The sequence below is a fragment of the Mycobacterium sp. IDUB_1 genome (genome assembly GCF_055419625.1).
This window is the reverse complement of record NZ_JBVAYA010000001.1, coordinates 1,964,373-1,987,495: the sequence shown is the minus strand read 5'-3', so window position 1 is coordinate 1,987,495 and position 23,123 is coordinate 1,964,373. Positions and strand designations below refer to the sequence as shown.

Annotated in this window: 21 protein-coding genes; 9 read left to right on the top strand and 12 right to left on the bottom strand. The window is 67.5% G+C overall.

From position 1 onward, the window contains the following. Positions 1-11 precede the first annotated feature (11 nt). From ACZYYX_RS10165 to ACZYYX_RS10155, 3 genes are read left to right on the top strand one after another with little or no spacing between them, the layout of a single operon-like run. Positions 12-971, top strand: a complete 960-nt coding sequence (locus ACZYYX_RS10165) for a ferritin-like domain-containing protein (RefSeq protein ID WP_463814262.1) — start codon at positions 12-14, stop codon at positions 969-971. Positions 972-974: 3 nt separating this feature from the next. After that, positions 975-2,474, top strand: a complete 1,500-nt coding sequence (locus ACZYYX_RS10160) for a flavin-containing monooxygenase (protein WP_463814261.1) — start codon at positions 975-977, stop codon at positions 2,472-2,474. A 5-nt stretch (positions 2,475-2,479) separates the two neighbouring features. Continuing rightward, a complete protein-coding gene (locus ACZYYX_RS10155) occupies positions 2,480-3,352 on the top strand; it encodes a MerR family transcriptional regulator (RefSeq protein ID WP_463814260.1) in 873 nt (290 codons plus the stop codon). Here ACZYYX_RS10155 and ACZYYX_RS10150 read toward each other — a convergent pair whose 3' ends face one another. The 5 genes from ACZYYX_RS10150 to guaB all read right to left on the bottom strand — a co-directional run bounded on the left by ACZYYX_RS10150 (position 3,353) and on the right by guaB (position 10,534). Then, positions 3,353-4,333 (bottom strand): alpha/beta hydrolase, encoded by a 981-nt coding sequence (locus tag ACZYYX_RS10150; protein WP_463814259.1) that lies wholly within the window; start codon positions 4,331-4,333, stop codon positions 3,353-3,355. Between the two features lie 36 nt (positions 4,334-4,369). Next, complete coding sequence (gene guaA, locus ACZYYX_RS10145; protein ID WP_463814258.1) at positions 4,370-5,929, bottom strand: glutamine-hydrolyzing GMP synthase; 1,560 nt, start codon at positions 5,927-5,929, stop codon at positions 4,370-4,372. 29 nt (positions 5,930-5,958) lie between these two features. Next, on the bottom strand, positions 5,959-7,725 hold the full coding sequence (locus ACZYYX_RS10140) for a GMC family oxidoreductase N-terminal domain-containing protein (RefSeq protein ID WP_463814257.1): 1,767 nt from the start codon (positions 7,723-7,725) through the stop codon (positions 5,959-5,961). Positions 7,726-7,810: 85 nt separating this feature from the next. After that, positions 7,811-8,938 (bottom strand): GuaB3 family IMP dehydrogenase-related protein, encoded by a 1,128-nt coding sequence (locus ACZYYX_RS10135; RefSeq protein WP_463814866.1) that lies wholly within the window; start codon positions 8,936-8,938, stop codon positions 7,811-7,813. A 42-nt stretch (positions 8,939-8,980) separates the two neighbouring features. Beyond that, the gene (gene guaB, locus ACZYYX_RS10130) at positions 8,981-10,534 is read right to left on the bottom strand and encodes an IMP dehydrogenase (protein ID WP_463814865.1); all 1,554 of its coding nucleotides are present in this window, start codon (positions 10,532-10,534) and stop codon (positions 8,981-8,983) included. 159 nt (positions 10,535-10,693) lie between these two features. On the opposite strand from guaB, the gene ACZYYX_RS10125 reads away from it, so the two are divergent. Continuing rightward, entirely contained in the window at positions 10,694-11,098 is a 405-nt protein-coding gene (locus ACZYYX_RS10125) for a DUF5319 domain-containing protein (protein ID WP_043406106.1), read from the top strand. Positions 11,099-11,117: 19 nt separating this feature from the next. Here ACZYYX_RS10125 and ACZYYX_RS10120 read toward each other — a convergent pair whose 3' ends face one another. The 3 genes from ACZYYX_RS10120 to ACZYYX_RS10110 form a co-directional block, all read right to left on the bottom strand. Continuing rightward, positions 11,118-12,308 carry an anti-sigma-D factor RsdA gene (locus ACZYYX_RS10120; RefSeq protein WP_463814256.1) on the bottom strand — a complete coding sequence of 397 codons (1,191 nt, stop codon included), beginning with the start codon at positions 12,306-12,308 and terminating at the stop codon, positions 11,118-11,120. Beyond that, positions 12,301-12,879: a sigma-70 family RNA polymerase sigma factor gene (locus ACZYYX_RS10115; protein WP_463814255.1), complete on the bottom strand. Its 579-nt coding sequence runs from the start codon at positions 12,877-12,879 to the stop codon at positions 12,301-12,303. Before ACZYYX_RS10115 ends, ACZYYX_RS10120 begins: the two co-directional genes overlap by 8 nt. 99 nt (positions 12,880-12,978) lie before the next feature. After that, positions 12,979-13,758 (bottom strand): hypothetical protein, encoded by a 780-nt coding sequence (locus tag ACZYYX_RS10110; protein WP_463814254.1) that lies wholly within the window; start codon positions 13,756-13,758, stop codon positions 12,979-12,981. A gap of 397 nt (positions 13,759-14,155) precedes the next feature. Here ACZYYX_RS10110 and ACZYYX_RS10105 point away from each other — a divergent pair, with 397 nt between their 5' ends. The 4 genes from ACZYYX_RS10105 (at position 14,156) to ACZYYX_RS10090 (ending at position 16,451) form a co-directional block, all read left to right on the top strand. After that, the gene (locus tag ACZYYX_RS10105; RefSeq protein ID WP_043406099.1) at positions 14,156-14,446 is read left to right on the top strand and encodes a WhiB family transcriptional regulator; all 291 of its coding nucleotides are present in this window, start codon (positions 14,156-14,158) and stop codon (positions 14,444-14,446) included. An 84-nt stretch (positions 14,447-14,530) separates the two neighbouring features. Then, positions 14,531-15,367 carry an SH3-like domain-containing protein gene (locus tag ACZYYX_RS10100; protein ID WP_463814253.1) on the top strand — a complete coding sequence of 279 codons (837 nt, stop codon included), beginning with the start codon at positions 14,531-14,533 and terminating at the stop codon, positions 15,365-15,367. Between the two features lie 80 nt (positions 15,368-15,447). Further along, a complete protein-coding gene (gene scnC / locus ACZYYX_RS10095) occupies positions 15,448-16,110 on the top strand; it encodes a thiocyanate hydrolase subunit gamma (RefSeq protein ID WP_463814864.1) in 663 nt (220 codons plus the stop codon). Positions 16,111-16,136: 26 nt separating this feature from the next. After that, the gene (locus ACZYYX_RS10090; protein WP_463814863.1) at positions 16,137-16,451 is read left to right on the top strand and encodes a thiocyanate hydrolase; all 315 of its coding nucleotides are present in this window, start codon (positions 16,137-16,139) and stop codon (positions 16,449-16,451) included. Here ACZYYX_RS10090 and ACZYYX_RS10085 read toward each other — a convergent pair. After that, a complete protein-coding gene (locus ACZYYX_RS10085; protein ID WP_463814252.1) occupies positions 16,448-17,833 on the bottom strand; it encodes a threonine/serine exporter family protein in 1,386 nt (461 codons plus the stop codon). The genes ACZYYX_RS10090 and ACZYYX_RS10085 overlap by 4 nt on opposite strands. Positions 17,834-18,006: 173 nt before the next feature. Between ACZYYX_RS10085 and ACZYYX_RS10080 the strand changes: the two genes are divergently transcribed. Then, positions 18,007-19,287, top strand: a complete 1,281-nt coding sequence (locus tag ACZYYX_RS10080; protein WP_463814251.1) for a carboxylesterase family protein — start codon at positions 18,007-18,009, stop codon at positions 19,285-19,287. 33 nt (positions 19,288-19,320) lie between these two features. Here the strand turns inward: ACZYYX_RS10080 and ACZYYX_RS10075 are convergent, their stop codons facing one another. The 3 genes from ACZYYX_RS10075 to groES form a co-directional block, all read right to left on the bottom strand. Continuing rightward, a complete protein-coding gene (locus ACZYYX_RS10075) occupies positions 19,321-20,835 on the bottom strand; it encodes an adenylate/guanylate cyclase domain-containing protein (protein WP_463814250.1) in 1,515 nt (504 codons plus the stop codon). Between the two features lie 84 nt (positions 20,836-20,919). Next, positions 20,920-22,551: a chaperonin GroEL gene (gene groL, locus ACZYYX_RS10070; protein ID WP_463814249.1), complete on the bottom strand. Its 1,632-nt coding sequence runs from the start codon at positions 22,549-22,551 to the stop codon at positions 20,920-20,922. A gap of 88 nt (positions 22,552-22,639) precedes the next feature. Continuing rightward, a complete protein-coding gene (gene groES / locus ACZYYX_RS10065; RefSeq protein WP_032668542.1) occupies positions 22,640-22,942 on the bottom strand; it encodes a co-chaperone GroES in 303 nt (100 codons plus the stop codon). Between the last annotated feature and the right edge of the window lie 181 nt (positions 22,943-23,123).

Here is a 23,123-nt window from a genome sequence, read left to right as displayed (position 1 = left end):
AGGAGACACCGATGGCACAAGCCACGATGGACATGGACGCCATGCTGGCCAAGATCAAGGACCGGCAGTGGGCACTGGCCGACATCGACTGGGACGCACCGGGCGCCGAGACGATCACCGACGAGATGCGGCCGAAGCTCAAGGCCTTCATGGCCGACCTCTGCTGGATCGAGAACGTCGGAGCCCGCGGGTTCGCCGCGTTGGCCAAGAAAGCCCCCACCCCGACCATCGCCGAGATCTACCGGTACTTCCACGCCGAGGAGCAGCGGCACGCCAACGCCGAGCTGGCGCTGATGAAGCGGTGGGGCATGCTCGATGCCAGGGCGAGCGAAGCGACGGGAGAACCGGAGTTTGAGATGCCGGAACCGAACGTCAACATCCGGCTGGCCATCGAGTGGCTCGACGCGTACTCCGACGACATGTCGCTGTCGATCCTGGGCACCGTCATCCCGATGCTCGAGGTGGCCCTCGACGGTGCGCTCCTGAAGTTCCTGCTCGAAGAGGTGCAGGATCCGGTCTGCCACCAGGTGTTCGAGAAGATCAACAACGACGAATCCCGGCACATCGCCGTCGATTTCGCAGTGCTCGACATGATCGGCCATGGCGATCTGCGCCATCTGCTCGTGCAGTTCGTCGGCAACGTCGCCTCCCCCGGCCTGATCATGGGCATGATGCTGTACGTCCCGCTGCTCAACCGGATGCGCAACAACATCATCGACATGGGCCTGCAGCCCGAGAAGCTCTACAACGCCATGAAGCGCTTCCAGACGCTGGGTGAGCGCGGCGAGAAGACCTGGCGGGTACCGACGTATCAGCTGCTCAAGTACCACGGCCGCGCCGTCATCAATCCGCGCAACCCCTACCACTGGCTCGCCAACCCCATGGTGTGGGCGTCCGACTACTACCCCAAGATGCTGCTGCGACCCATCCCGTCCTGGTTCAAAGAGCTCACCCACGAACCGGCGGCCTGATCCATGGCCGAGACGCGCGTACAGGACACACTGATCGTCGGGGCCGGATTCACCGGTCTGGGGGCGGCCATCAAGCTCCGGCAGGCAGGCGTCGAGGACGTCGTGATCGTCGAACGTGCCGACGACGTCGGCGGGACCTGGCGGGACAACACCTATCCCGGAGTGGCTTGCGACATCCCGACGATGCTGTATTCGTTCTCGTTCGCCCGTAATCCGGCGTGGTCGCGCATGTACCCCTCCGGCGGCGAGATCCGGAAACACATCGAGGATCTCACCGAGCACCACGGACTGCGCCGGCTGATCCGATTCGGCACCGAGGTCACCGGCCTGAGCTTCGCCGGGGACACCGGAGTGTGGACGGCAACGGTCAACGGGCGCAGGAAGATCCGCGCCCGCACGGTCGTGCTGGCCTCCGGACCGCTGGCCGATCATCGCCTTCCCGACATCCGGGGAATCGATACGTACACGGGCACCACGATCCACAGCGCTTCGTGGGATCACGATTTCGACGTCACCGGCAAGAGGATCGGTGTGATTGGCACCGGCGCCAGCGCCGTGCAGATCGTTCCCGAACTGGTCAAGGACGCAGCGTTCGTCAAGGTGTTCCAGCGCACCCCAGGCTGGGTGCTTCCCCGGCCCGACGTCGGCATCCCTGACGCAGTCCAGCAGCTGTTCGCCAAAGTTCCTGCGGCACAGGAGCTCACCCGTCAGGCGTTGTTCTGGGGGCACGAGGCCTGTGCGGCCGCTCTGGTGTGGAACACCCCGCTGACCGGGCTGGTGTCGGCGTTGGGCCGGGCTCATCTGCGTCTGCGCGTCAAGGATGCGTGGCTGCGCCGCCAGCTCACCCCCGACTTCACCCCGGGGTGCAAACGGATGCTGATCTCCAACGACTACTACACCGCTCTGCAACGGGAGAACTGCAAACTCATCGACTGGCCGATCGCCACGTTGAGCCCCGCCGGTATCCGCACCGCCGACGGGATCGAGCACCATCTCGACGCGATCGTGTTCGCCACCGGTTACGACGTGCACCTGTCCGGTCCGCCGTTCCCCGTCACCGGGCTGGGAGGCCGCTCGCTGCAGCAGGACTGGGCGGAACACGCCGAGGCACACAAGAGCGCCAGCGTGCACGGCTATCCGAACCTGTTCCTGATGACCGGCCCCAACTCCGGGCCTGGTCACAACTCGCTGCTGGTCTACATCGAAGGGCAGATCGACTACGCGGTGGCGGGCATCACGACGATCCTTGCGGAGAATCTGCTGTACCTCGACGTCCGCGCCGATGTGCAGCGCCGGTACAACGCCGGAATCCAGCAGCGGCTGGCCGCGACGACGTGGATGTCGGGTTGCCGCAGCTGGTATCTGACCGCCGACGGCTTCAACGCGTCGATGTATCCCGGACTGGCGACACAGTATCTTCGACAGATGCGCCAATTCCGGTTCGACGACTATGCCGCGGTGGCACACGGCGCGCGGGCACGCGCCGTGTCCTCCACTGCCTGAATGTGATGTCCCAGCCGAAGTCCGGCGGACCGATTCCGACGATTCTGCGGCGGATCCGTCGCGGTTCGCGGGACGTCGTCGAAGCCGCGGTGTCCCAACTGTTCGACGCTGCTGTGCAGCCGCACGGTGTCGCTGAATCCGGTGAGTACCGCATCGACGAACTGGCGCGACTGGGCGGCACGACGACCCGCAACGTCCGCGTCTACCGGGACCGCGGTCTGCTGCACCCGCCACTGAGGGTCGGCCGCATCGCGCTGTTCAACGACACCCACCTCACCAGGCTGCGGCTGATCACGTCGCTGCTCGACCGCGGCTACAACCTCACCCACGTCAACGAGATGCTCTCTGCCTGGGAGCAGGGCAAGGACGTCGGGGACATGCTCGGGTTGGAGTCGGCGATCGCGGGCAGCTGGGCCACCGAGAAACCTCGGCGCATGGGGCTGTCCGAAGCCCGCGACACCATCGGCGACGACGCGGCGTTCGATCGCATGGTCGCCCTCGACATCATCCGTGTCGACGGCGAGCAGGCCACGGTGGTGCGGCCGACGCTGGTCGAGGCCTTCACCGAGATCCACCGCTACGGCGTGACATACGACAGACTCATCGACATCCACGAGCAGGTGAGACCGCTGCTCGATCAGATCAGCGCGATCCTGGTGCAGGCCGGTCTCGACGAGGTCGTCGACAAGATCAACCCGGGCGCCGCGATGCCCGATGACGTCACGGTCGCCGAACTCATCACCACCCTGGTACGGTTCCGCACCCAGGCGGTGAGCGCTGTCAGTGCGACACTGGGCTTTTCGATCGAGTCGGCAGTCGAGACCACGGTCGCGACGATGCTCGCCGATCTGATCGAGAAGAGCGCGCCCGGCAGTTGATCAGGCGCCGAGTGCCGGGCCGATCGTCGTGTTCCAGGACTCCTGCATCTCCGACTCGAACAGACCCCAGGTGTGGGAGCCGTCGGGCCGCACGACGTAGGTCACGGGGATGCCCGCGGCGTTGGCCGCGTCGGCGAAGACCCGCGTGCTGTCGGCGACGATCCGCTCGATGAATCCGCCGGTGATGTTGGGGCCGAAGCCTTCTGGCAGCCGGTCGACCGAACCGACGTTGCCCGAGCCTGACGCGCCGACATAGACCGCGGTGCCGGCCAGCTTGGTGACGTTCTTGGACGGATCGTGGGCCACCCACAGCGGTCCACCCTGCGGACCCCACATGGCATCCGCGTTGGCTCCGCCGCTGCCCAATGTCAGCGCGACCTGCTGGGCGTTGTCAGCCGGAGTCAGGAAGCCGCTGTACGAGCCGACGGCCTTGTACAGGCCCGGGACCTGGATGGCGTAGTCGACCGCGGTGCCGCCGGTGCTGGACAGGCCGCCGACCGCGTTCTTACCGTTGGCTTTGTACTGGGCGTTGATCAGCGGCGGCAGCTCTTTGGTCATGTAGGTCTGGTACTGCTTGCTCGGGTCGGCGACCCAGTCGGTGTACCAGCTGAACGGACCACCCAGCGGGGACACCACGTTGACGTTCTTGTCCGCGAAAAAGCCCTGGATGTCGGTCATCCCGAACCAGCTCTTGGTGCCAGGAGCGCGCGGCCCGTCGAGGTCGTCGCCGCCGTCGATACCGGGCAGCAGATAGAAGGTGGGCGCCCCCGTCTTGGCCGACTTGAACACGTCATTGACGACGACCTTGTTCATCGATGGGGAGAACACCGAGACCTTGTCCCAGCGGTCGTTGATCTTCTCGATGCCGGTGATGTGCGCGCCCTCGGGCTGCGCCTGCGCCGGGATGGACATCCCGAACACGGATATGAGCGAAACGACGAATACAGCAACGATCGCGCCCCCGCGCGTCTGCTTGATCATGACGGAATTCTTACCTTATTTGCGTCAAAAGTGACGTCACTCCCATTCAATCGTCCCCGGCGGCTTGCTTGTGACGTCCATCACAACACGGTTCACTTCGCGCACCTCATTGGTGATGCGCGTCGAAATCCGCTCCAGCACCTCGTAGGGCACGCGGGTCCAATCCGCGGTCATCGCGTCCTCGCTCGACACCGGCCGCAGCACGATCGGGTGCCCGTAGGTGCGGCCGTCGCCCTGGACGCCCACCGACCGCACGTCGGCCAGCAACACCACCGGGCATTGCCAGATCTGGTGATCCAGGCCTGCCGAGGTCAGCTCCTCGCGGGCGATGGCATCGGCGCGACGCAGCGTGTCGAGCCGGTCCGCGGTGACCTCGCCGACGATCCGGATGCCCAGCCCTGGCCCCGGAAAGGGTTGGCGCGCAACGATCTCCTCGGGCAGCCCGAGTTCGCGGCCGACTGCTCGGACCTCGTCCTTGAACAGCAGCCGCAGTGGTTCGACGAGTGTGAACTTCAGATCACCGGGAAGGCCGCCGACGTTGTGGTGGCTCTTGATGTTCGCGGTGCCGGTGCCGCCGCCCGATTCCACGACGTCGGGGTACAGCGTGCCCTGGACCAGGAACTCGACATCACCTTCGGCCGCTCCCAACGCATCCCGCACTGCACCTTCGAACGCCCGGATGAACTCGCGCCCGATGATCTTGCGCTTGCCTTCCGGGTTCGTGACCCCCGACAGCGCCTCGAGGAAGCGGTCGGCCACGTCGACGGTGACGAGATTCGCACCGGTGGCGGCGACGAAGTCCCGCTGCACCTGGGCGCGCTCCCCGGCGCGCAGCAGACCGTGGTCGACGAACACGCACGTCAGCCGGTCACCGATGGCGCGCTGGACCAGTGCCGCGGCGACCGCGGAATCCACGCCGCCGGACAGCCCGCAGATCGCGCGCCCGTCTCCGATCTGGGTGCGCACCTGCTCGACGAGGGCGTCGGCGATGTTGGCCGGCGTCCACGTCGCGTCGATGCCGGCGAACTCGTGGAGGAAGCGGCTGAGGACTTGCTGCCCGTGCGGGCTGTGCATGACCTCCGGGTGGTACTGCACACCCGCCAGTCCGCGCGCCCGGTTCTCGAAAGCCGCCACCGGTGCACCGGAACTGGTGGCCACCACGTCGAACCCGGCCGGGGCCTCGGTGACCGCGTCACCGTGGCTCATCCAGACCGGCTGCCTGGCCGGCAGGTCCGAATGCAGTTCTCCGCCGACCACATTCAGCTCGGTGCGGCCGAATTCACTGGTCCCGGTGTGCGCGACGGTGCCTCCGAGCGCCTGGGCCATCGCCTGGAACCCGTAACAGATGCCGAACACCGGGATGTCGAGGTCGAACAGCGCGGGGTCGAGTTGAGGCGCGCCCTCGGAGTACACGCTGGCCGGGCCGCCGGACAGCACGACCGCGCGCGGGTTGCGGGCCTTGATCTCGTCGACGGTCGCGGTGTGCGGGATGACTTCTGAGAACACCCGCGCCTCGCGCACCCGGCGTGCGATCAGCTGGGCGTACTGGGCACCGAAATCGACCACCAGTACCGGGCGGGGAGCAGCGGAATTCACCCGCACAGTCTAGTGGGGAGCCTCCGACGTCAGGCGCCCTGCGCTTCCGCTGTGGTGGGATCGCGCCGGTTGACCGTCTCGGCCGACACCCCCCAGTCCAGAGCGGCGGGTGCGCCCGCGGGCACCACCGGGTGGGAGGGCTCGATCGGATCCAGCTGACGGTAGGGCTCACCCTGCGCGGGCCGCTGATCTTTCTCGCCCTTGTTCGGCCACAGCGAGGCGGCGCGCTCGGCCTGCGCGGTGATCGAAAGCGAGGGATTGACACCGAGATTCGCCGAGATGGCCGACCCGTCGACCACCGAGAGCGTGGGGTAGTTCCACACCCGATGGTAGGGGTCGATGACTCCGTGCTCGGGACTGTTGCCGATGACCGCCCCGCCCAGGAAGTGCGCGGTGAGCGGGATGTTGAACAGCTCGCCCCAGGTTCCGCCTGCGACGCCGTCGATCTTCTTGGCGATGCGGCGGGTCACCTCGTTGCCGACCGGAATCCACGACGGGTTCGGTTCGCCGTGGCCCTGCTTGCTCAGGTAGCGGTGGAAACCGAAGCGGGTCCGCTTGGTGAACGTGGTGATCGAGTTGTCCAGGTTCTGCATGACGAGCGCGATCATCGTGCGCTCGCTCCACCGGCGAGGATTGAGCAGGCGCAGCGTGCCCTTCGGATCCTCGCGAGCGGTGCGCACCAACTGCTTCCAGCGCGGCACATCAGTGCCCTCCGGCCCGGAGCCGTCGGTCATCAGCGTCTGCAGCAGCCCCATGGCATTGGAGCCCTTGCCGTACCGGCAGGGTTCGACGTGGGTGTCGGAGGTGGGGTGGATCGACGAGGTGATCGCCACGCCGTGGGTGAGGTTCAAATCGTCGGCCACCTGCAAGCGCCCGGCCCCGACGATCGACTCGGAGTTGGTGCGTGTGAGCTCGCCGAGGCGGCGGGAGAGCTTCGGCAGCCGGCCGGTGTCGCGCATCTTGAACAGCAGCCGCTGCGTGCCGTACGTGCCTGCGGCGACGATGACGTGGTTGGCGGTGAAGGTGCGACGAGTGCGACGCACCCAGCTCCCCGTACGGACCGTACGGACCTGCCAGGTACCGTCGGGGCGCTCGCTGAAGTCGGTCACTGTGGTCATCGGCTCGATGCGCGCGCCCGCCCGCTCTGCGAGTGCGAGGTAGTTCTTCACCAGCGTGTTCTTGGCGCCGAAGCGGCAGCCGGTCATGCACGATCCGCACTCGATGCAGCCGGTGCGCGCCGGGCCGGCGCCACCGAAGTAGGGATCGGGAAGGAGCTGGCCGGGGGCCTTCTCGCCGTCGGGGCCGAAGAAGACGCCCACCGGCGTAGGCACCCAGGTGTCGCGGCAGCCCATGTCCTCGGCGACCTCCTGCATGATGCGGTCGGCGTCGGTGACGGTCGGGTTCGTGACAACACCCAGCATCCGCTGCGCCTGGTCGTAGTGCGGCAACAGCTCGGCGCGCCAGTCGGTGATGTCGCGCCATTGCGGATCGTTGAAGAACGGCTCACGCGGCACGTACAACGTGTTGGCATAGTTCAGTGAGCCGCCGCCGACGCCGGCACCCGCCAGGATCATCACGTTGTTGAGCAGGTGGATGCGCTGGATGCCGAACATGCCGAACCGCGGCGCCCACAGGAACCGGCGCAGGTTCCATGACGTCTTGGCGAAGTCAGGGTCCTCGTAGCGCTTGCCCGCCTCGAGTACCAGGACCCGATAGCCCTTCTCGGTGAGTCGCAGCGCGCTGACGCTGCCGCCGAACCCCGAACCGATGATCACGACGTCGTAGTCAGGTTCCATGGCGTCCATTATGAACTTACCGACCGGTAGTTTCTAGACAGGTTGCCCTAATTTGTAAAGCTCTCCTTCGGCGGGCGCTCATGACTCAGTTACCGACGGTCAACCCGACCTTCTGGAACTCCTTGAGATCGCAGTACCCGGCCTTGGCCATCGACCGTCGCAGACCTCCGACCAGGTTCAGTGAGCCGAACGGATCGTCCGACGGACCACCGAGCACCTGCTCGAGCGACGGACGCTCCTCGGTCGCCACCTGCAGCAGGGCGCCGCGCGGCAGCGACGGGTGCGCGGCCGCGGCCGGCCAGAACCAGCCACCGCCGAGCGCCTCGGCCGCCGATGCGAGCGGGGTGCCGAGCACGACGGCATCGGCGCCGCAGGCGATCGCCTTCGCCAACTCACCGGAGGTGTGGATGTCGCCGTCGGCGAGGACATGCACATACCGGCCGCCCGTCTCGTCGAGATACTCGCGCCGCGCGGCGGCCGCGTCGGCGATCGCGGTGGCCATCGGCACGCTGATGCCGAGCACCTCGTCGGACGTCGTCACCCCGACCGTCGAGCCGTACCCGACAATCACGCCGGCCGCCCCCGTCCGCATCAGATGCAGCGCGGTGCGATGGTCGAGCACGCCGCCGGCGACCACCGGCACGTCGAGCTCGGAGATGAACGTCTTCAGGTTCAGCGGTTCCCCGTCGGAAGCGACTCTCTCCGCGGAGATGATGGTGCCCTGGATGACCAGGAGGTCGATTCCGGCAGCCACCAGCGTCGGCGTCAGCGCCTGCGCGTTCTGCGGCGACACGCGCACCGCGGTGGTGACCCCGGCTTCCCGAATCCGCGCCACCGCGGCTCCGAGCAGATCGAGATCGATTGGTGCAGAGTGCAATTGCTGCAGCAGCCGAACCGACACCGACGGATCGGGTTCCTTCGAGGCCGCCTCGATGACCTCGGCGATGCGCGCCTCGACATCGGCGTGTCGGCCGATCAGGCCCTCGCCGTTGAGGATGCCCAGCCCGCCGAGGCGGCCGAGTTCGATGGCGAACTCCGGAGACACCAGAGCATCGGTCGGGTGGGCGAGCACCGGGATCTCGAACCGGTAGGCATCGAGCTGCCAGGAGGTCGAGACGTCCTTGGACGACCGGGTGCGCCGTGACGGCACGATGTTGATGTCGCCGAGCTCGTAGGTACGGCGCGCGGTTCGGCCCATGCCGATCTCGACCATGTCTCGCATGTTGTCCACTCCCCTGTAGATCCCGCGACGACCCTAACGGGTGGTGTAGTTGGGGGCTTCCACCGTCATCGTGATGTCGTGGGGATGGCTCTCTTTGAGACCAGCCGCGGTGATCTGCACGAACTGCGCCTGCTGCAGTGCCTCGATGGTGGCCGAGCCGGTGTACCCCATGGCCGCACGCAGCCCGCCGACGAGCTGGTGGATGACCTGCGAGAGCGGTCCGCGGAACGGCACCCGGCCCTCGATGCCCTCGGGCACCAGCTTGTCCTCCGACAGCACGTCGTCCTGGAAGTAGCGGTCCTTGGAGAAGGAGCCGCGCAGATTGCCGCCCGCGCCGCGACCCTGCATCGCTCCCAGCGAGCCCATGCCGCGGTAACTCTTGAACTGCTTGCCGTTGACGAAGATCAGGTCACCGGGCGATTCGGCGGTGCCGGCCAGCAGCGAGCCGAGCATGGCCGTCGACGCACCCGCAGCCAGCGCCTTGGCGATGTCACCGGAGTACTGCAGCCCGCCGTCGGCGATCACGGGCACACCGTGCGGCGCACAGGCGGCGACGGCTTCCAGAATTGCCGTGATCTGCGGAGCGCCGACCCCGGCGACCACGCGGGTGGTGCAGATCGAGCCCGGTCCGACGCCGACCTTGACCGCGTCGGCACCCGCTTCGACCAGCGCCGCGGCCGCCGCACGCGTGGCGACGTTGCCGCCGACGATCTCCACGCGGTCGCCGATGGTGACCTTGAGCCGGTGCACCATGTCGAGAACACCGCGGTTGTGGGCGTGCGCGGTGTCGACGATCAGCACGTCCACGCCGGCGTCGGCCAGCGTCATCGCGCGCGACCACGCGTCGTCGCCGACGCCGACCGCCGCGCCGACCAGCAGCCGCCCGTCGCTGTCCTTGGTGGCCAGCGGGAACTGCTCGGTCTTGACGAAGTCCTTCACCGTGATGAGACCGGTGAGTTTGCCGTTCCCGTCGACGATCGGCAGCTTCTCGATCTTGTTGCGGCGCAACAAGCCCAGTGCGGCTTCGGCCGAGACACCTTCCTGCGCGGTGATCAGCGGGGCCTTGGTCATGACCTCACGAACGGCCTTGGACTGGTCGAGCTCGAAGCGCATGTCGCGGTTGGTGATGATGCCAACGAGCTGGCCCGCGTTGTCGACCACGGGCAGACCCGAGATGCGGAACCGCGCGCACATCGCGTCGACCTCGGCGAGCGTGTTGTCCGGCGAGCAGGTCACGGGGTCGGTCACCATGCCGGCCTCGGACCGCTTGACGGTTTCCACTGCGGAGGCCTGCTCGGCCGCGGGCAGATTGCGGTGCAGCACCCCCATGCCGCCGGCGCGGGCCATCGCGATCGCCATCCGCGACTCCGTCACGGTGTCCATCGCCGAGCTGACCAGCGGCACCTTCAGCCGGATCTTGCGGGTCAGTTGGCTGGATGTATCCGCTGTGGCGGGAATCACATCGGAGGCGGCGGGCAGCAGCAGGACGTCGTCGAATGTGAGGCCGAGCATGGCCACCTTGGTCGGATCATCGCCGCCGGTGGGCACCGGCACGGCCAGGGGAATGCTGCTCTCGGCGATCGACATGGGAGCCTCCAGTAACCAGACACGGGACAGGCCCTTCGATCCGGAGACGAACGCGACCTGAAAGCCCATCTTATCGGCATCAAGCACGTCATTTGTGTTCGCCATGACGTGCCGCGCGAGTGCTGGCGCGATACCCGCAGGGCTGCGTACTCTTGTGGCGTGCGAGACCACCTGCCACCAGGATTGCCGCCTGACCCGTTCGCCGACGACCCGAGCGACCCGTCGGCAGCACTCGATGCACTGGAGCCGGGGCAGCCGCTGGATCCGCAGGAACGCACCGCCGTGGAGGCCGACCTGGCCGACCTGGCTGTTTATGAAGCGCTGTTGGCGCACAAGGGAATTCGCGGGTTGGTCGTCTGCTGTGACGAGTGCCAGCAAGACCACTACCACGACTGGGACATGCTGCGCGCCAACCTGCTGCAGCTCTTGGTCGACGGCACCGTACGGCCGCACGAGCCGGCCTACGATCCCGAGCCGGATTCGTATGTCACGTGGGACTACTGCCGCGGGTACGCCGATGCGTCGCTGAACGAAGCGGCCTCGGAGTCCGACGGCTATCGCTGAGGGCTGAATTCCTCGCCCGTCAGCGGGGCGCCTCCGGGACCACCGGCAGGATCGTCGTGGTCGGTAACGCAGGAACTGCGGGCACGACGGGCTCCACCGCGCTCGGCGGAATCGCGACGATCGGCGCGGATGTATTCGCCGGAGGCGCTACCGCCGTCGGTGCTGCCGTTGTCGTCACCCGCGGTGCCGCGGTCGTCGTCGACTGTTGCACCACCACCGAGGTCGTCGTGGTCGGCGGGACGGCCGCCGCCGACGTCGACGCCGGGGACGAGCTCGTCGGGGCGGCAGTCGTGCGCGACGTGGTCGACGACGGAGCCGGCTGCTGCGTGGTCGACGTCGGAACCGCAGTGCTCGACGGTGTCGCAGCGACCGACGAGGATGCTGCCGACGACGGCGTCGTCACCGCGGTCGACGACGGGGCCTCGCTCGACGTGGCCTCGCCCGAGGTGGTGGTCTCGGCCGGAGAGGACGGCGTGACCGACGTGGTCACCGATGTCGTCTCCGAAGACCCTGTCACAGACGTCGTGTCCGACGGTGAGGTCGGAAGAACAGCGCTCGGGTCGATGCTCACCACCGGGAACGTGGGCAGCGGTGCACCCGGCGCCACTGTCGCGGCGGGATTCTGAGCCTCGACCTTGACGGTCAGCTCCTGCCACTGGGACACCAGCTCAGCCTTGCGCTGGTCGTCGCCGACCGTCGCGACGGTCGTGGTGACCGCCTCGAGCTTGGCCTGGGCGCCCTGCCAGTCACCCTGCTCGATCAGCTTCTGGACCTGCTGCATCTCGGTCTGCGCGGCCAGGGCGACCGCGTCGTCGCGGGTCTGCGCCTGCTCGCCGAAGAGCACGGTACGCAAGCCGTACAGCGCATCACCCGGGCCGGAGCCTGCGACCACCGCGCCGAACCCACCCAGGCACAGCACTGCAGCCGCCGCCGAGCCGACCACGGCCAGCGACACCCGGCGCCGCCGCCCCGGCGAACTCACGCGATCGAGGGCCGCGGCGGCGTCCTGCAGCGTCAGCACGTCGTTCATCGGCGTCTCGCGTACGTCGTCGCGCCAGCCGGCCAACAACTGCGCCAATTCCGCGTCGCCGCGGTCGGTGGAGTAGACGGGCTGCTGCCCGGCCAGTGCGTCGAGGAACTGATCGGTGCGGTTGATCTCGTTCAGCGACGGATCTCCCCCGCTGTTGTTCCAGCGTCCGAAGTCAGGCATGGTCACGTCCCGTCGCCATGATCTCCGTCTTCAAGCGAGACAGCGCGCGGTGCTGAGCCACCCGGACCGCACCCGCTGTGCTGCCGACCGCCTCGGCGGTCTCTTCGGCGCTCATGCCGACGACGACCCGAAGGATCAGGATCTCGCGCTGCTTCTCGGGAAGGATCTGCAGGAGGGCGTTCATCCTGGCCGACGCCTCGGAGTCGATGGCCATCTGCTCGGGACCGGCCTCGCCGGAGAAGCGTTCCGGCACCACCTCCATCGGGTCTGCCTTGTTACGTCCGGCGGCCCGATGTGCGTCGGCAACCTTGTGCGCTGCAATGCCGTACACAAAGGCCAGGAACGGTCGTCCCTGATCCTTGTACCGCGGCAGCGCGGTGATGGCAGCCAAGCACACCTCCTGAGCAACGTCATCAGCTGAGAGACCGCTTCGTTCCGCGGTTCCCACTCGCGCCCGGCAATAGCGGACGACGAGGGGGCGGATGATCTCCAGCACCTCCCGGAGTGCATCCCGGTTGCCGGCAATGGCTTCTGCCACGACAGCATCGAGACGTTCTCCCGAAATTGTCATCGTGAGCAGGCTCTCCAGCGTTACGTCAGGGACACCGGATCGGAGGTGTCAGTTGTGTGGCTCAGCTAAACAATAACGACCACTGGGGGCGCAGCCCCGTTAGCGCGAGCGCCACACGCCGCCCCGTCTGATCACGGTTTCGGCGCAACTCCGACGAATGTCCGTGACCTCGCGCTCGGAACTGTTCACACTCCCGATGCCCTCGAGCAGCGAAGCGGCTGCCCAGCGCAACGGGACGAGGCCGTGCTCGGCGGTCTGCGCGAGGACGCGATCGCCGTCCTCACGGGCGGCATCGAGGTCGCCGGATGCGCAGTGCGCCGCGGCCCGCACGAGCAGCGACTTGACCCGGTGTCGCACCGACGGTGTGTGCTCGGCCAGCTCGACGGCCCGCTCCGCGTGGCCGAGGGCGGAGGCGTCGCCCCGGGCCATCGCCAGCTCCGCCGCGACCCACGCCAGGCGGATCGGGAGCCGGGACGACGGCGTTGCCGACAAAAGGTCGGCGGCGCGGCCCAGCGCCCGCTGTGAGGCCGCGAACCGTCCGACGCCCAACGCATCGGCGGCCAGCCCGATCAGCGCGTCAGCGCCCGCGTCGCCGGCGCCGTTGGACAGCCTCCATGCGGCACCGTCGTGGGAGCGGGCGCGCTCGTGCCAGCCGAGCTGGCGCCGGAACGAGCCGCGGGTGCTCAGCGCCAGAGAGGCGAGCGGCCCGCGTTCGGCGCGGCGCAGCAGCTCATCGAGATCCGCCTCGGCCGCGGCGTAGCGACCCTGGCCACCGGCGGCGACGGCACGCAGCCACAGCCCGTGGGGAGTGTTCGCAGCTGCCAGCGGCCACGCGCCGGGGTTGCTACCGAACGCTGCCACGTCTGGATCGAAGACCATGTCGAGAGCCGACGCTATCAACAACGGCCAATCTGTTCTGCCCGTCAGTTAACAGTTCATGCTCGCCGTGTTACGAACATGAAAACTGATCGACGGGTGTCGAGTTCTGTTCTGTCAGCGCGACATTAACTGACCGGGTCAAATGACGCCGAACGGCGCGGTGAACCGCAAGCGTTTATCACCTCCGTCGTTGCGAACGAGTCGCACCGATGAACGCGGTGTTAAATCTCGCCTGGGCCGTATGCGCTTTCGCACAGGGGAGGCTATTGACGGAAATTCCGGAGCCCTTCTACGTTGTGTGCACGAGTGGTCATCGGCGACTTGGCTCGGATCTATTCCACGACTGACGCATCCGTTGAGTTTTCGACAAATGGGATGTGCCGAGAGGGGTTTCGCAATGCCACAGCCGCAGCAGCTTCCCGGTCCGAACGCCGACATCTGGGATTGGCAGATGCAGGGGCTTTGCCGGGGAGTCGACTCCTCGATGTTCTTCCATCCCGACGGCGAGCGTGGTCGTGCCCGCGCACAGCGTGAGATGCGTGCCAAGGAGATGTGCCGCAGCTGCCCCGTGATCACCCAGTGCCGCTCACATGCGCTCGCTGTGGGTGAGCCCTACGGCATCTGGGGCGGCCTGAGCGAGTCCGAGCGCGAACTCCTGCTCAAGCGCGGAATTCGCCGCTCCGCCTGATCGTCCCGAAACCCCCCGGGACGGCCGGAGCCGAGGTTAGGCTCGGACCGCAAGGCCTAGCTGCCACCCCCGGGGGTCACAGGGATGAGTACCGCCGCTGAGCGCGCCACACAACTCGAGCTGGTGGCGCGCCTGAAATCCGCTTTTCCCGAGTTGCCCGACGCTCCCCCGCCCGACCTACTCGATTCCGCGCGAATCAAGGCCTATCTCAAGCCTGTTCACGATGTCGGCGGTGAGCCCGACGCTCCCATGAAGTACGAGAACAAACAGTACGAACAGTGGGAAGAGCTCACCTACGTCATGTGCGAGGTGCTCGCCGCGCGCGGCATCTGGCTCTCCGAGGAGCGTCGCCGGATCGGCAACGTCGACGTGGGCCGCGCCGAGTATCTGGGGCTGCCGTACTACGGCAGATGGCTGCTCGCCGTGGCCCGGGTGCTCGTCGAGAAGCACCACGTCAGCCTCGGAGAGCTCAGCGAGCGCATGGCTGAGGTGGCGCAGCGCTACGCCGGCGGACTGGCGGGCCGCGCCCCGGAGGCGCAGCCGAGATCGCACGGTGACGGTGCCGACGTCGCCCGCAACGCTCACCACCGGCACGCCGTCGGCAAGGGTGACCCTCAGGTCTACGCCGGACAGGCCGGTCCCCCGCGCTTCTCCGTCGGCGATGAGGTGGTCGTACGCGACCTCCCGGTGATCTTCTACACCCGCACCCCCGAATACGTGCGCGGCGCGGCGGGGCGCATCGCCACCGTGGCCTACGAGAGCCCGGCGGCCGAGGACGAGACCTGGGACCGGCCCGACGCGCGCCCGGAGTGGTTCTACGTCGTCGAGTTCACCCAGAGCGAGCTCTGGGACGGCTATACCGGCACCGCCGCGGACACACTGCGTACCGAGCTACCCGAGCGCTGGCTCGCGCCACGCTGAATTGCGCCGTCCGAGAGGGGAATCCGACTGTGTCTCACGACCACGACCACGACCACGACCACGACCGCACCGTCAAGCCCATGGTCGACGAGATCACCGATTTCGAGGTGTTGGAGATCGCACTGCGCGAACTGTGCATCGAGAAGGGGATCTTCACCGCAGAGGACCACCGGCGGTTCACCGAGTTCGCCGAGCAGATCGGCCCGACGCCCGCCGCACGGCTGGTGGCCCGGGCATGGCTGGATCCGGACTTCGCACAGCTCGCGCAGACCGAACCGATGGCCGCCAGCAAGGAGGTCGGCGTCGACTGGATGGAACCGACCGGATTCGGAACACCCAGCGATTTCACCGCTTTCGAGATCCTGGTCGACACCCCCGGTGTGCACCACGTCATCGTGTGCGCGTTGTGTTCGTGCTATCCCCGACCGATCCTCGGGAACTCGCCCGAGTGGTACCGCACGCCCAACTACCGCCGTCGGCTGGTGCGTTGGCCCCGTCAGGTCCTCGCCGAGTTCGGGCTGTATCTGCCCGACGACGTCGAGGTCCGGGTGCAGGACTCCAACCAGAAGCACCGCTTCATGGTGATGCCGATGCGGCCCGCCGGCACCGAGGGCTGGACCGAGGACCAGTTGGCCGAGATCGTCACCCGCGACTGCCTGATCGGCGTCGCGCTGCCCAAGCCCGGGGTGACCACCAACGTCGTCACCGACACCCGGCCCGCGCTGCACCCGATCGCGGAGTGACGGTGGACAGCTCAGCGTTGCGCGGCATGATCGATCGCGATCAGATCTGGCCGCGCATGGCCGCGAAGTACGGCGTCGACAACCCGGTGCCGCCGTGGAAGACCAGCCTGGACGGGTTGTGCGACGCGCTGGACCGCGCCGCCTGTGACGGAGGCGTGCCGACGTTCAAGGAGCGCCGCGACGAGGAGGACGCCCTCGTGGCGACCACCTACTCCGATCTGCCGTACCCCGAGAACCAGCTCGTCGCACTCACCCACTCGCTGCTGGCGCGCGGGGTCATCTCCGAGGCCGACCTTCAGCAGCGGATGGCCGCCGTGCGAGCCCGGCTGGAAGCCACCTAATCCGCTGAGCTCAGCGGCGAGCGTCCCGCCAGCTTGAGGTTTCGGTTCGTGCGCCGCGCCTGCAGACGCCGCCTGCGGACCTTCCACGAACTCCACTCCCCGAGCGTCACGCCCGCGGCCAGCGCCGTGCCGATCGCGAAGGCGCCCAGCACCGACGCGAAGCCCACGGCACTCTGATCGTTGAGGATCGCGTAGATGCCGTGCAGCAGGGAAAGACCCGGCAGCAGCGGCACGATGCCCGCGATCGACACGACCATGGGCGGGGCCAGGTTGCGGCGCTCCATGAGCCGGCCGACCAGTCCGATCGGCACTGCCGCCACGAACGACGCCACCACAGTTCCCAGGCCCGCGCCCTGCGCGAGCAGGAACGCGATGGTGCCCGCCGCCCCACCGAAGGCGGCCGCGATGGCCGCCGAGCGTTCGGCGTAGCAGGCCAGTGCATAGGCCGCCGCGCTTGCGGCGCCGAACGCGACGCGGGCAGGGAACTCGGCGATGGCAGGGGGCGAGTGGGCGTCGATGGCCACGAACGGCGCGCCGAAACGGTTGGCCAGGTGCAGCACCAGAGCCACGCCGGCGATCGTCGCTCCCGTCATCATCACCAGCTCGAAGAAGCGTCCGGCAGCCGTGACCGGCGCACCGCTGATGACGTCGCCGACCGACCCCACCAGGGACAGTCCCGCGAGCAGCACGACCAGGCCGGCCGCGATGGCCACGCTGGGCTCGAAGTGCAGACCCAGTCTGGGGCTGAGCCAGTACAGGATGATCGGCGGCGCGGCAGCGATCGCACCGCCGACCGCGTACTGGAAGAAGAAGGGAAGGCCGTGCCGATTGAGGCGGCGGTTCACGCGGTCGATGGTCATGGTGCTCAACGCGCTGACCACGCAGGCCAGCCAGCTCGCGCCGAGCGTGCCTGCGGTGGCGAACGCCAGCGCACCCCAGGCCAGGGTGGCGATCCACCGGCGATACGGGTGCGGGGCGATGATGATCTGGTCGAGTTCGGCGCGAGCGTCGCTCGGCGAGATCTCACCGGCACGGATCTTGGTGATCAGCCGGTCCACAGCCGCCAGCCTGCTGAAGTCGATGGAGCGCGACTGCACGATGTGCAGGGTGCTGACCGGTGACGACGGTCCGCGATACGCGGCGATGTGGATCGTGGTGTTGATGACGTCGACCTCACAGCGTTCGACGCCGTAGGCCGACGTGATCGCGGTGACCTGATCCATCGTGGCGGTGGCAGGTGTGCCCGACGCCATCAGGATGGCGCCGATGTTTCCGGCCAGGTCGAGCACGTCACCGACGCGCGCGTAGTAGGCGTCGTCGATGTCGGCCGTCGATGCCGGAAGCCGCGGCATGGCGCCGGTCGGCGGGTCGGTCTCCCGCACGATCCGGCTCAATAGCCCCCGCTGGCGTGACTGCGCGCCCACGGCTGTGCCCTCCTGGTTCTGTGGATTCGCTCATCCGTCTCGGTCATGAGCAAAATCCATTTTACTCATGGCAGGCTCGATGACCAGGGCCTGGCAGGGTGAGTGTGGGCACATCACCCTAGGGTTGGACCGTGGCCACGCGTGAGATCTCCTCGACGGGTGGCCGACTGCTGGTCAGTGAGGTCGACGGGCTGATCCAGGCCCGCGGGGTGCGGTATGCGACGGCCGATCGTTTCGCGCCGCCGTTCCCCGTTGTCGCGTCACCCGACGTCGTCGACGCGACCGCGCGTGGCCCTGCCTGCCCTCAACTGCCGTCGCGGCTGGGTTTCCTCACCGGGCCCGTGGGCGACGAACTCGAAACGAGCGAGCAGTGCCAGGTGCTGAGCGTGACCGCCCCGGCAGACGCGACCGACCTGCCGGTGATGGTGTGGTTCCACGGCGGCGCTTACGTGTCGGGGAGCGGTGAAGCCGCCAAGTACGATCCCGACGCGCTGGTGCGCGAAGGCCGGGTGATCGTCGTTCGGGTGAGCTACCGGCTCGGCATTCTGGGCTTCCTCAACCTCGCCGACGCGGGCTGCGAGAACCTCGGGCTGCAGGACCAGATCGCCGCGCTGCGGTGGGTGCAGGACAACATCGCCGCGTTCGGCGGTGACCCTCGACGAGTCACGGTGTTCGGCCAGTCCGCGGGCGGCTATTCGGCGCTGGCGTTGATGATGTGCCCGGAGACCCAGACCTTTTTCTCCCGGGCGATTCTGCAGAGCGCACCGCTGGGCGTACACGGCGTGGACCGCACCGCGATGGTCTCGGCCATGCGGGAGGCGGCAGTGGCACGGCTGTCGGGCGTGGCACCGGACACTGCGGACATCGGGCTGCTGCTGGAGGCGCAGGTGGCCGCACTGACTGCCGCTGCGCCGTTCGGCATGATCGGCAAGATGCCGTTCGCCCCGACGGTGGGACAGGCGCCGATGGGTGCGGCGATGACGTCCGCGGCGTCGCGCGTCGAGATTCTCGTCGGGTACACCCGCGACGACGCGCTGCCGTTCGTCATGCTCGACCCGCGCGGCGCGCGGTTGCGCCGGCTGGCAGCAGTCGGAGGCGCGGCGTCATCGGCGGTGGGACGCGTGATCACGCGGCAGATGTTCGGGGCCCCCGCGATCGCGCTCGCCGCATCCTGGCGCGCGGCCGGCGGGCGGGCTCACACCTACCGCGTCGACTGGACCCCGGGCCCGTTCGGCGCATGCCACTGTATCGAGGTTCCGCTGCTGCTGGGTTCGCGCGAAACATGGTCAGACGCACCGATGTTGGGCGCGAGCGGGGTCGACGACGAGTTGGCGGTGCGGATGCGCGCGCAGTGGAGTGCGTTCGCGCACGGGGACGTTCGCGACGATCGGGTTCCGATCTCGACCTCGTGACGTCACTTGTTGCTAACTCAACGAGCGCCGCTGCTAACCCCTGTCCGTCGGGTCCAGACCAAAGACCGCTGTGGGAGCCGACTTGCCCTTCAAGGCGTGGAACCCGCGATCGATCAGGACGGGCGGACGGGAAGCCAGCGCGTCGACGGTCCGCTGGGTCAGAAGGATGGGGTCGCCCGTGATCTTGGTGAGCTGTTCGACGCGGGCAGCGACATTCGTAGTATCGCCGATCAGGGTGAACTCGAGATGATGACCACCACCGATCGTGCCGGCGATCACGGGACCTGTGTTGATGCCCGTTCCTATCCGCAACTCGCCGCCGAATTGCCGGGCGACGAGCCGATGGATCTGCACCGCGGCGTGCACTGCGGCATCGGCATGGTCCGCAAGATCGTTGGGAGCGCCGAAGACCGCCATCGCGCCGTCACCGAGGAATTTGTTGACGTGACCACCAGCGTCGACAACGGCCGGCACCACGATCTCGAAGAGTGCGTTGAGGCGGGCGACGGCGTCCTCGGCGGTGTTCCTCTCGGCGAACGGGGTGAAGTCACGGATGTCGACGAACATCACCGTCACCTCGCGACGTTCGCCGGTGAACACGTCGTCACCCTGCTCGAGCAATCGCGCGGCGAGAGCGGGGTCCACGTAAGCGCCGAATGCTGCCTGAAGTCGTTGCCGCTCAGCCAATCCCGCCTGCATGCGGTTGAATGACGCTGCCAGCACCCCGAGATCGTCGTCTTGAACCACCGGCACCCGTTTGCCGTAGTCGCCGGCGGTGACGCGTTCGGTTCCCTCCGCGAGATCCCGAATGGGCCGCATCGACGGTGAGAACCCCACGCCGACGACCATCGGGATTCCGAACCCGACGGTCATCGCACCGCCGATCCCGAGAAACACGAGCGGCTGTGGGCTGGCCCCGACGATCGCAGCTGCCAACATCGCGCCCTCGACGGAAAAGATGAAGGCAGTGCCCAGGACCGTCATGCTCGACCACGCGGCGATCGTCGGGCGAGATCGCGGTAGGGAGTCGCCGATGTTCGTATCACCCGCGATCGCAAGGCGCGCGGGCCGAGTCGTCGCCTCCAACATGCTGTGCACACTGATGAGGTAGGTGGCGGTTCCGACGGCGGCGCCGAGCAATCCGTACTGCACGAGGTGTGATCCGTCCGCCCCAACGAATACGCCGACGATCACCGACATCACGGCGAAACCGACCGCACCCAACCACACGGCACGCAGAGCCGCGCTACGGGCGAAGCTGTAGGTTGCCTCCAGCGCCATTGCCCGATCGACGTCGTGACCGCCCGCCCATTGCTCGACAGGGCGGTAACGCTTGCGGTCAGCGAGCCCCGCGTACGCATTGATCCCCAGCAGGACGGCGAGTGTGATGACGACCGCCTCGACGTAGTGGCGGGATCCTTCGAGACCGACGATGAGAAACGAAAAGAAGAGGTAGATCGGCAGTCCCACCGGCACGACGACGGCCAGCCCCGCCCAGCGATGCCTCGCCCCGAACCGGTCCCACGCCCACTGCCAGATGCGGTCCATGCCCGGAGACTAGATCCCGAGCATTCAGCGGTGGACGAAAACACCCCCGGTCCGCGGGGACCGGGGGTGTTTCGCACTCAACTCCTAGTGGTGGTGATGGCCATGCCCATGGCTGTGGCCATGACCGTCATCCTGCTGCTCGGCCGGCTTGTCGACGACCGCGGTCTCGGTGCTGAGCACCATGCGTGCCACCGATGCGGCGTTGACGACTGCGGACCGGGTCACCTTGACCGGATCGACGACGCCGTCGGCGATCAGATCCCCGTACTCCAGCGTTGCGGCGTTGAAGCCCTGTCCCGCAGGCAGTTCCGAGACCTTGTTGACGACGACCGAACCGTCGAGCCCGGCGTTGGTGGCGATCCAGTACAGCGGCGAAGACAGCGCGGCGGCGAACACGCCGACGCCGAGCGCCTCGTCTCCGGAGAGCTCCGCGCGCAGCGTGTCGAGTGCACCGCGGGCCTGGACCAGCGCCGCGCCGCCACCGACGACGACACCCTCTTCGACGGCAGCCTTGGCTGCGGCCACGGCGTCCTCGACGGCTTCCTTGCGCTTCTTGAGGTCGGTCTCGGTGGCTGCGCCGACCTTGATGACCGCAACACCGCCGGAGAGCTTGGCCAGCCGCTCCTCGAGCTTCTCCCGATCCCAGTCGGAATCGGATGCCTCGATCTCCGCACGCAATTGCGACTTGCGGCCGTCGATCGCGTCCTGGGTGCCACCGCCGTCGACGATCACCGTGCTGTCCTTGTCGACGACGACGCGGCGCGCGGTACCGAGCACCTCGAGGCCGACGTCGCGAAGGATCAGGCCGACGTCGGGGTTGACGACCTGTCCGCCGGTGACGACCGCGAGGTCGTCGAGGAAGGCCTTGCGACGGTCACCGAAGAACGGCGCCTTGACGGCGACAGCCTTCAGCGTCTTGCGGATCGCATTGACCACCAGCGTCGAGAGAGCTTCGCCCTCAACGTCTTCGGCGACGATGAGCAGCGGCTTGCCGGCCTCGGCGACCTTCTCCAGCAGCGGCAGCAGGTCGGGAAGCGAACTGATCTTCTCTCGGTGCAGCAGCACCAGCGCGTCCTCGAGAACTGCTTCCTGGGAATCGAAGTCGGTGACGAAGTAGGCCGAGACGAAGCCCTTGTCGAAGCCGACACCTTCGGTGATCTCCAGCTCGGTGTTCATCGTCGAGGACTCCTCGACGGTGACGACGCCGTCGGTGCCCACCTTGGTCATGGCCTCGCCGACCAACTCACCGACGAGCTCGTCACGCGAGGACACGGTGGCGACCTGTGCGATGGCCTTCTTGTCGGCGACCGGGGTGGCCGCAGCCAGCAGCGCCTCGGACACGGCGTCGGCGGCCTTGCTGATGCCCGAACCGAGGGCGATCGGGTTGGCGCCTGCCGCCACGTTGCGCAGGCCGGCCTTGACGAGCGCCTGAGCCAGAACGGTGGCGGTGGTGGTGCCGTCGCCGGCGACGTCATTGGTCTTGGTGGCCACCGACTTGACCAGCTGTGCCCCGAGGTTCTCGAACGGATCCTCGAGATCGATCTCTCGGGCGATGGTCACGCCGTCGTTGGTGACGGTCGGTCCACCCCAGGCTTTGGCGAGCACCACGTGGCGACCGCGGGGACCCAGCGTCACCTTGACCGCGTCGGCGAGCTTGTCGACGCCTGCTTCCATGGCGCGACGCGCGGTTTCGTTGAACTCAATTTGCTTACTCATGAATGTCTTTCCCTAGGACGGGTGTAACGCGCACCGCCCCGGACATCACCCGTCGATGCGGGAACGTCCGGGGCGGAACACGATTCGCTTACTTGGAGACGACAGCCAGCACGTCGCGGGCCGAGAGGATCAGGTACTCCTCGCCGTTGTACTTGATCTCGGTGCCGCCGTACTTGCTGTAGATGACCACGTCGCCCTCAGACACGTCCAGAGGAATCCGCTTCTCGCCATCCTCATCCCAGCGGCCGGGGCCTACTGCGACGACGGTGCCTTCCTGCGGCTTTTCCTTGGCGGTGTCGGGGATGACCAGACCGGAAGCGGTCGTGGTCTCGGCCTCGTTGGCCTGTACGAGGATCTTGTCCTCGAGTGGCTTGATGTTGACTGCCACGATTGGAGCCCCTTCACTGGAGATATTGATGTGGGTGTGCGTACACGGCGGTCAGTGACCGCCCTCGCGCCGTCGTCGCGGGTGCCGACACAGGGCTGAACCGACTGCCACCTAGCACTCTATACATGTGAGTGCTAGGTGCTCAAGGTTGGGGCTCGTGTGTACGCCCCGAGCGAACGGCAGC

What these genes read in the sequence shown, in the direction of transcription:
- ACZYYX_RS10100 (WP_463814253.1), top strand. Translation starts at nt 14,531, where the DNA reads ATGAGTACCGCCGCTGAGCGCGCCACACAACTCGAGCTGGTGGCGCGC.
- ACZYYX_RS10165 (WP_463814262.1), top strand. Translation starts at nt 12, where the DNA reads ATGGCACAAGCCACGATGGACATGGACGCCATGCTGGCCAAGATCAAG.
- ACZYYX_RS10090 (WP_463814863.1), top strand. Translation starts at nt 16,137, where the DNA reads ATGATCGATCGCGATCAGATCTGGCCGCGCATGGCCGCGAAGTACGGC.
- ACZYYX_RS10135 (WP_463814866.1), bottom strand. Translation starts at nt 8,938, where the DNA reads ATGGTCGAGATCGGCATGGGCCGAACCGCGCGCCGTACCTACGAGCTC.
- groL (WP_463814249.1), bottom strand. Translation starts at nt 22,551, where the DNA reads ATGAGTAAGCAAATTGAGTTCAACGAAACCGCGCGTCGCGCCATGGAA.
- ACZYYX_RS10115 (WP_463814255.1), bottom strand. Translation starts at nt 12,879, where the DNA reads ATGACAATTTCGGGAGAACGTCTCGATGCTGTCGTGGCAGAAGCCATT.
- scnC (WP_463814864.1), top strand. Translation starts at nt 15,448, where the DNA reads ATGGTCGACGAGATCACCGATTTCGAGGTGTTGGAGATCGCACTGCGC.
- ACZYYX_RS10120 (WP_463814256.1), bottom strand. Translation starts at nt 12,308, where the DNA reads ATGCCTGACTTCGGACGCTGGAACAACAGCGGGGGAGATCCGTCGCTG.
- ACZYYX_RS10140 (WP_463814257.1), bottom strand. Translation starts at nt 7,725, where the DNA reads ATGGAACCTGACTACGACGTCGTGATCATCGGTTCGGGGTTCGGCGGC.
- ACZYYX_RS10075 (WP_463814250.1), bottom strand. Translation starts at nt 20,835, where the DNA reads ATGGACCGCATCTGGCAGTGGGCGTGGGACCGGTTCGGGGCGAGGCAT.
- ACZYYX_RS10105 (WP_043406099.1), top strand. Translation starts at nt 14,156, where the DNA reads ATGCCACAGCCGCAGCAGCTTCCCGGTCCGAACGCCGACATCTGGGAT.
- ACZYYX_RS10150 (WP_463814259.1), bottom strand. Translation starts at nt 4,333, where the DNA reads ATGATCAAGCAGACGCGCGGGGGCGCGATCGTTGCTGTATTCGTCGTT.
- ACZYYX_RS10110 (WP_463814254.1), bottom strand. Translation starts at nt 13,758, where the DNA reads ATGGTCTTCGATCCAGACGTGGCAGCGTTCGGTAGCAACCCCGGCGCG.
- guaB (WP_463814865.1), bottom strand. Translation starts at nt 10,534, where the DNA reads ATGTCGATCGCCGAGAGCAGCATTCCCCTGGCCGTGCCGGTGCCCACC.
- ACZYYX_RS10155 (WP_463814260.1), top strand. Translation starts at nt 2,480, where the DNA reads ATGTCCCAGCCGAAGTCCGGCGGACCGATTCCGACGATTCTGCGGCGG.
- ACZYYX_RS10160 (WP_463814261.1), top strand. Translation starts at nt 975, where the DNA reads ATGGCCGAGACGCGCGTACAGGACACACTGATCGTCGGGGCCGGATTC.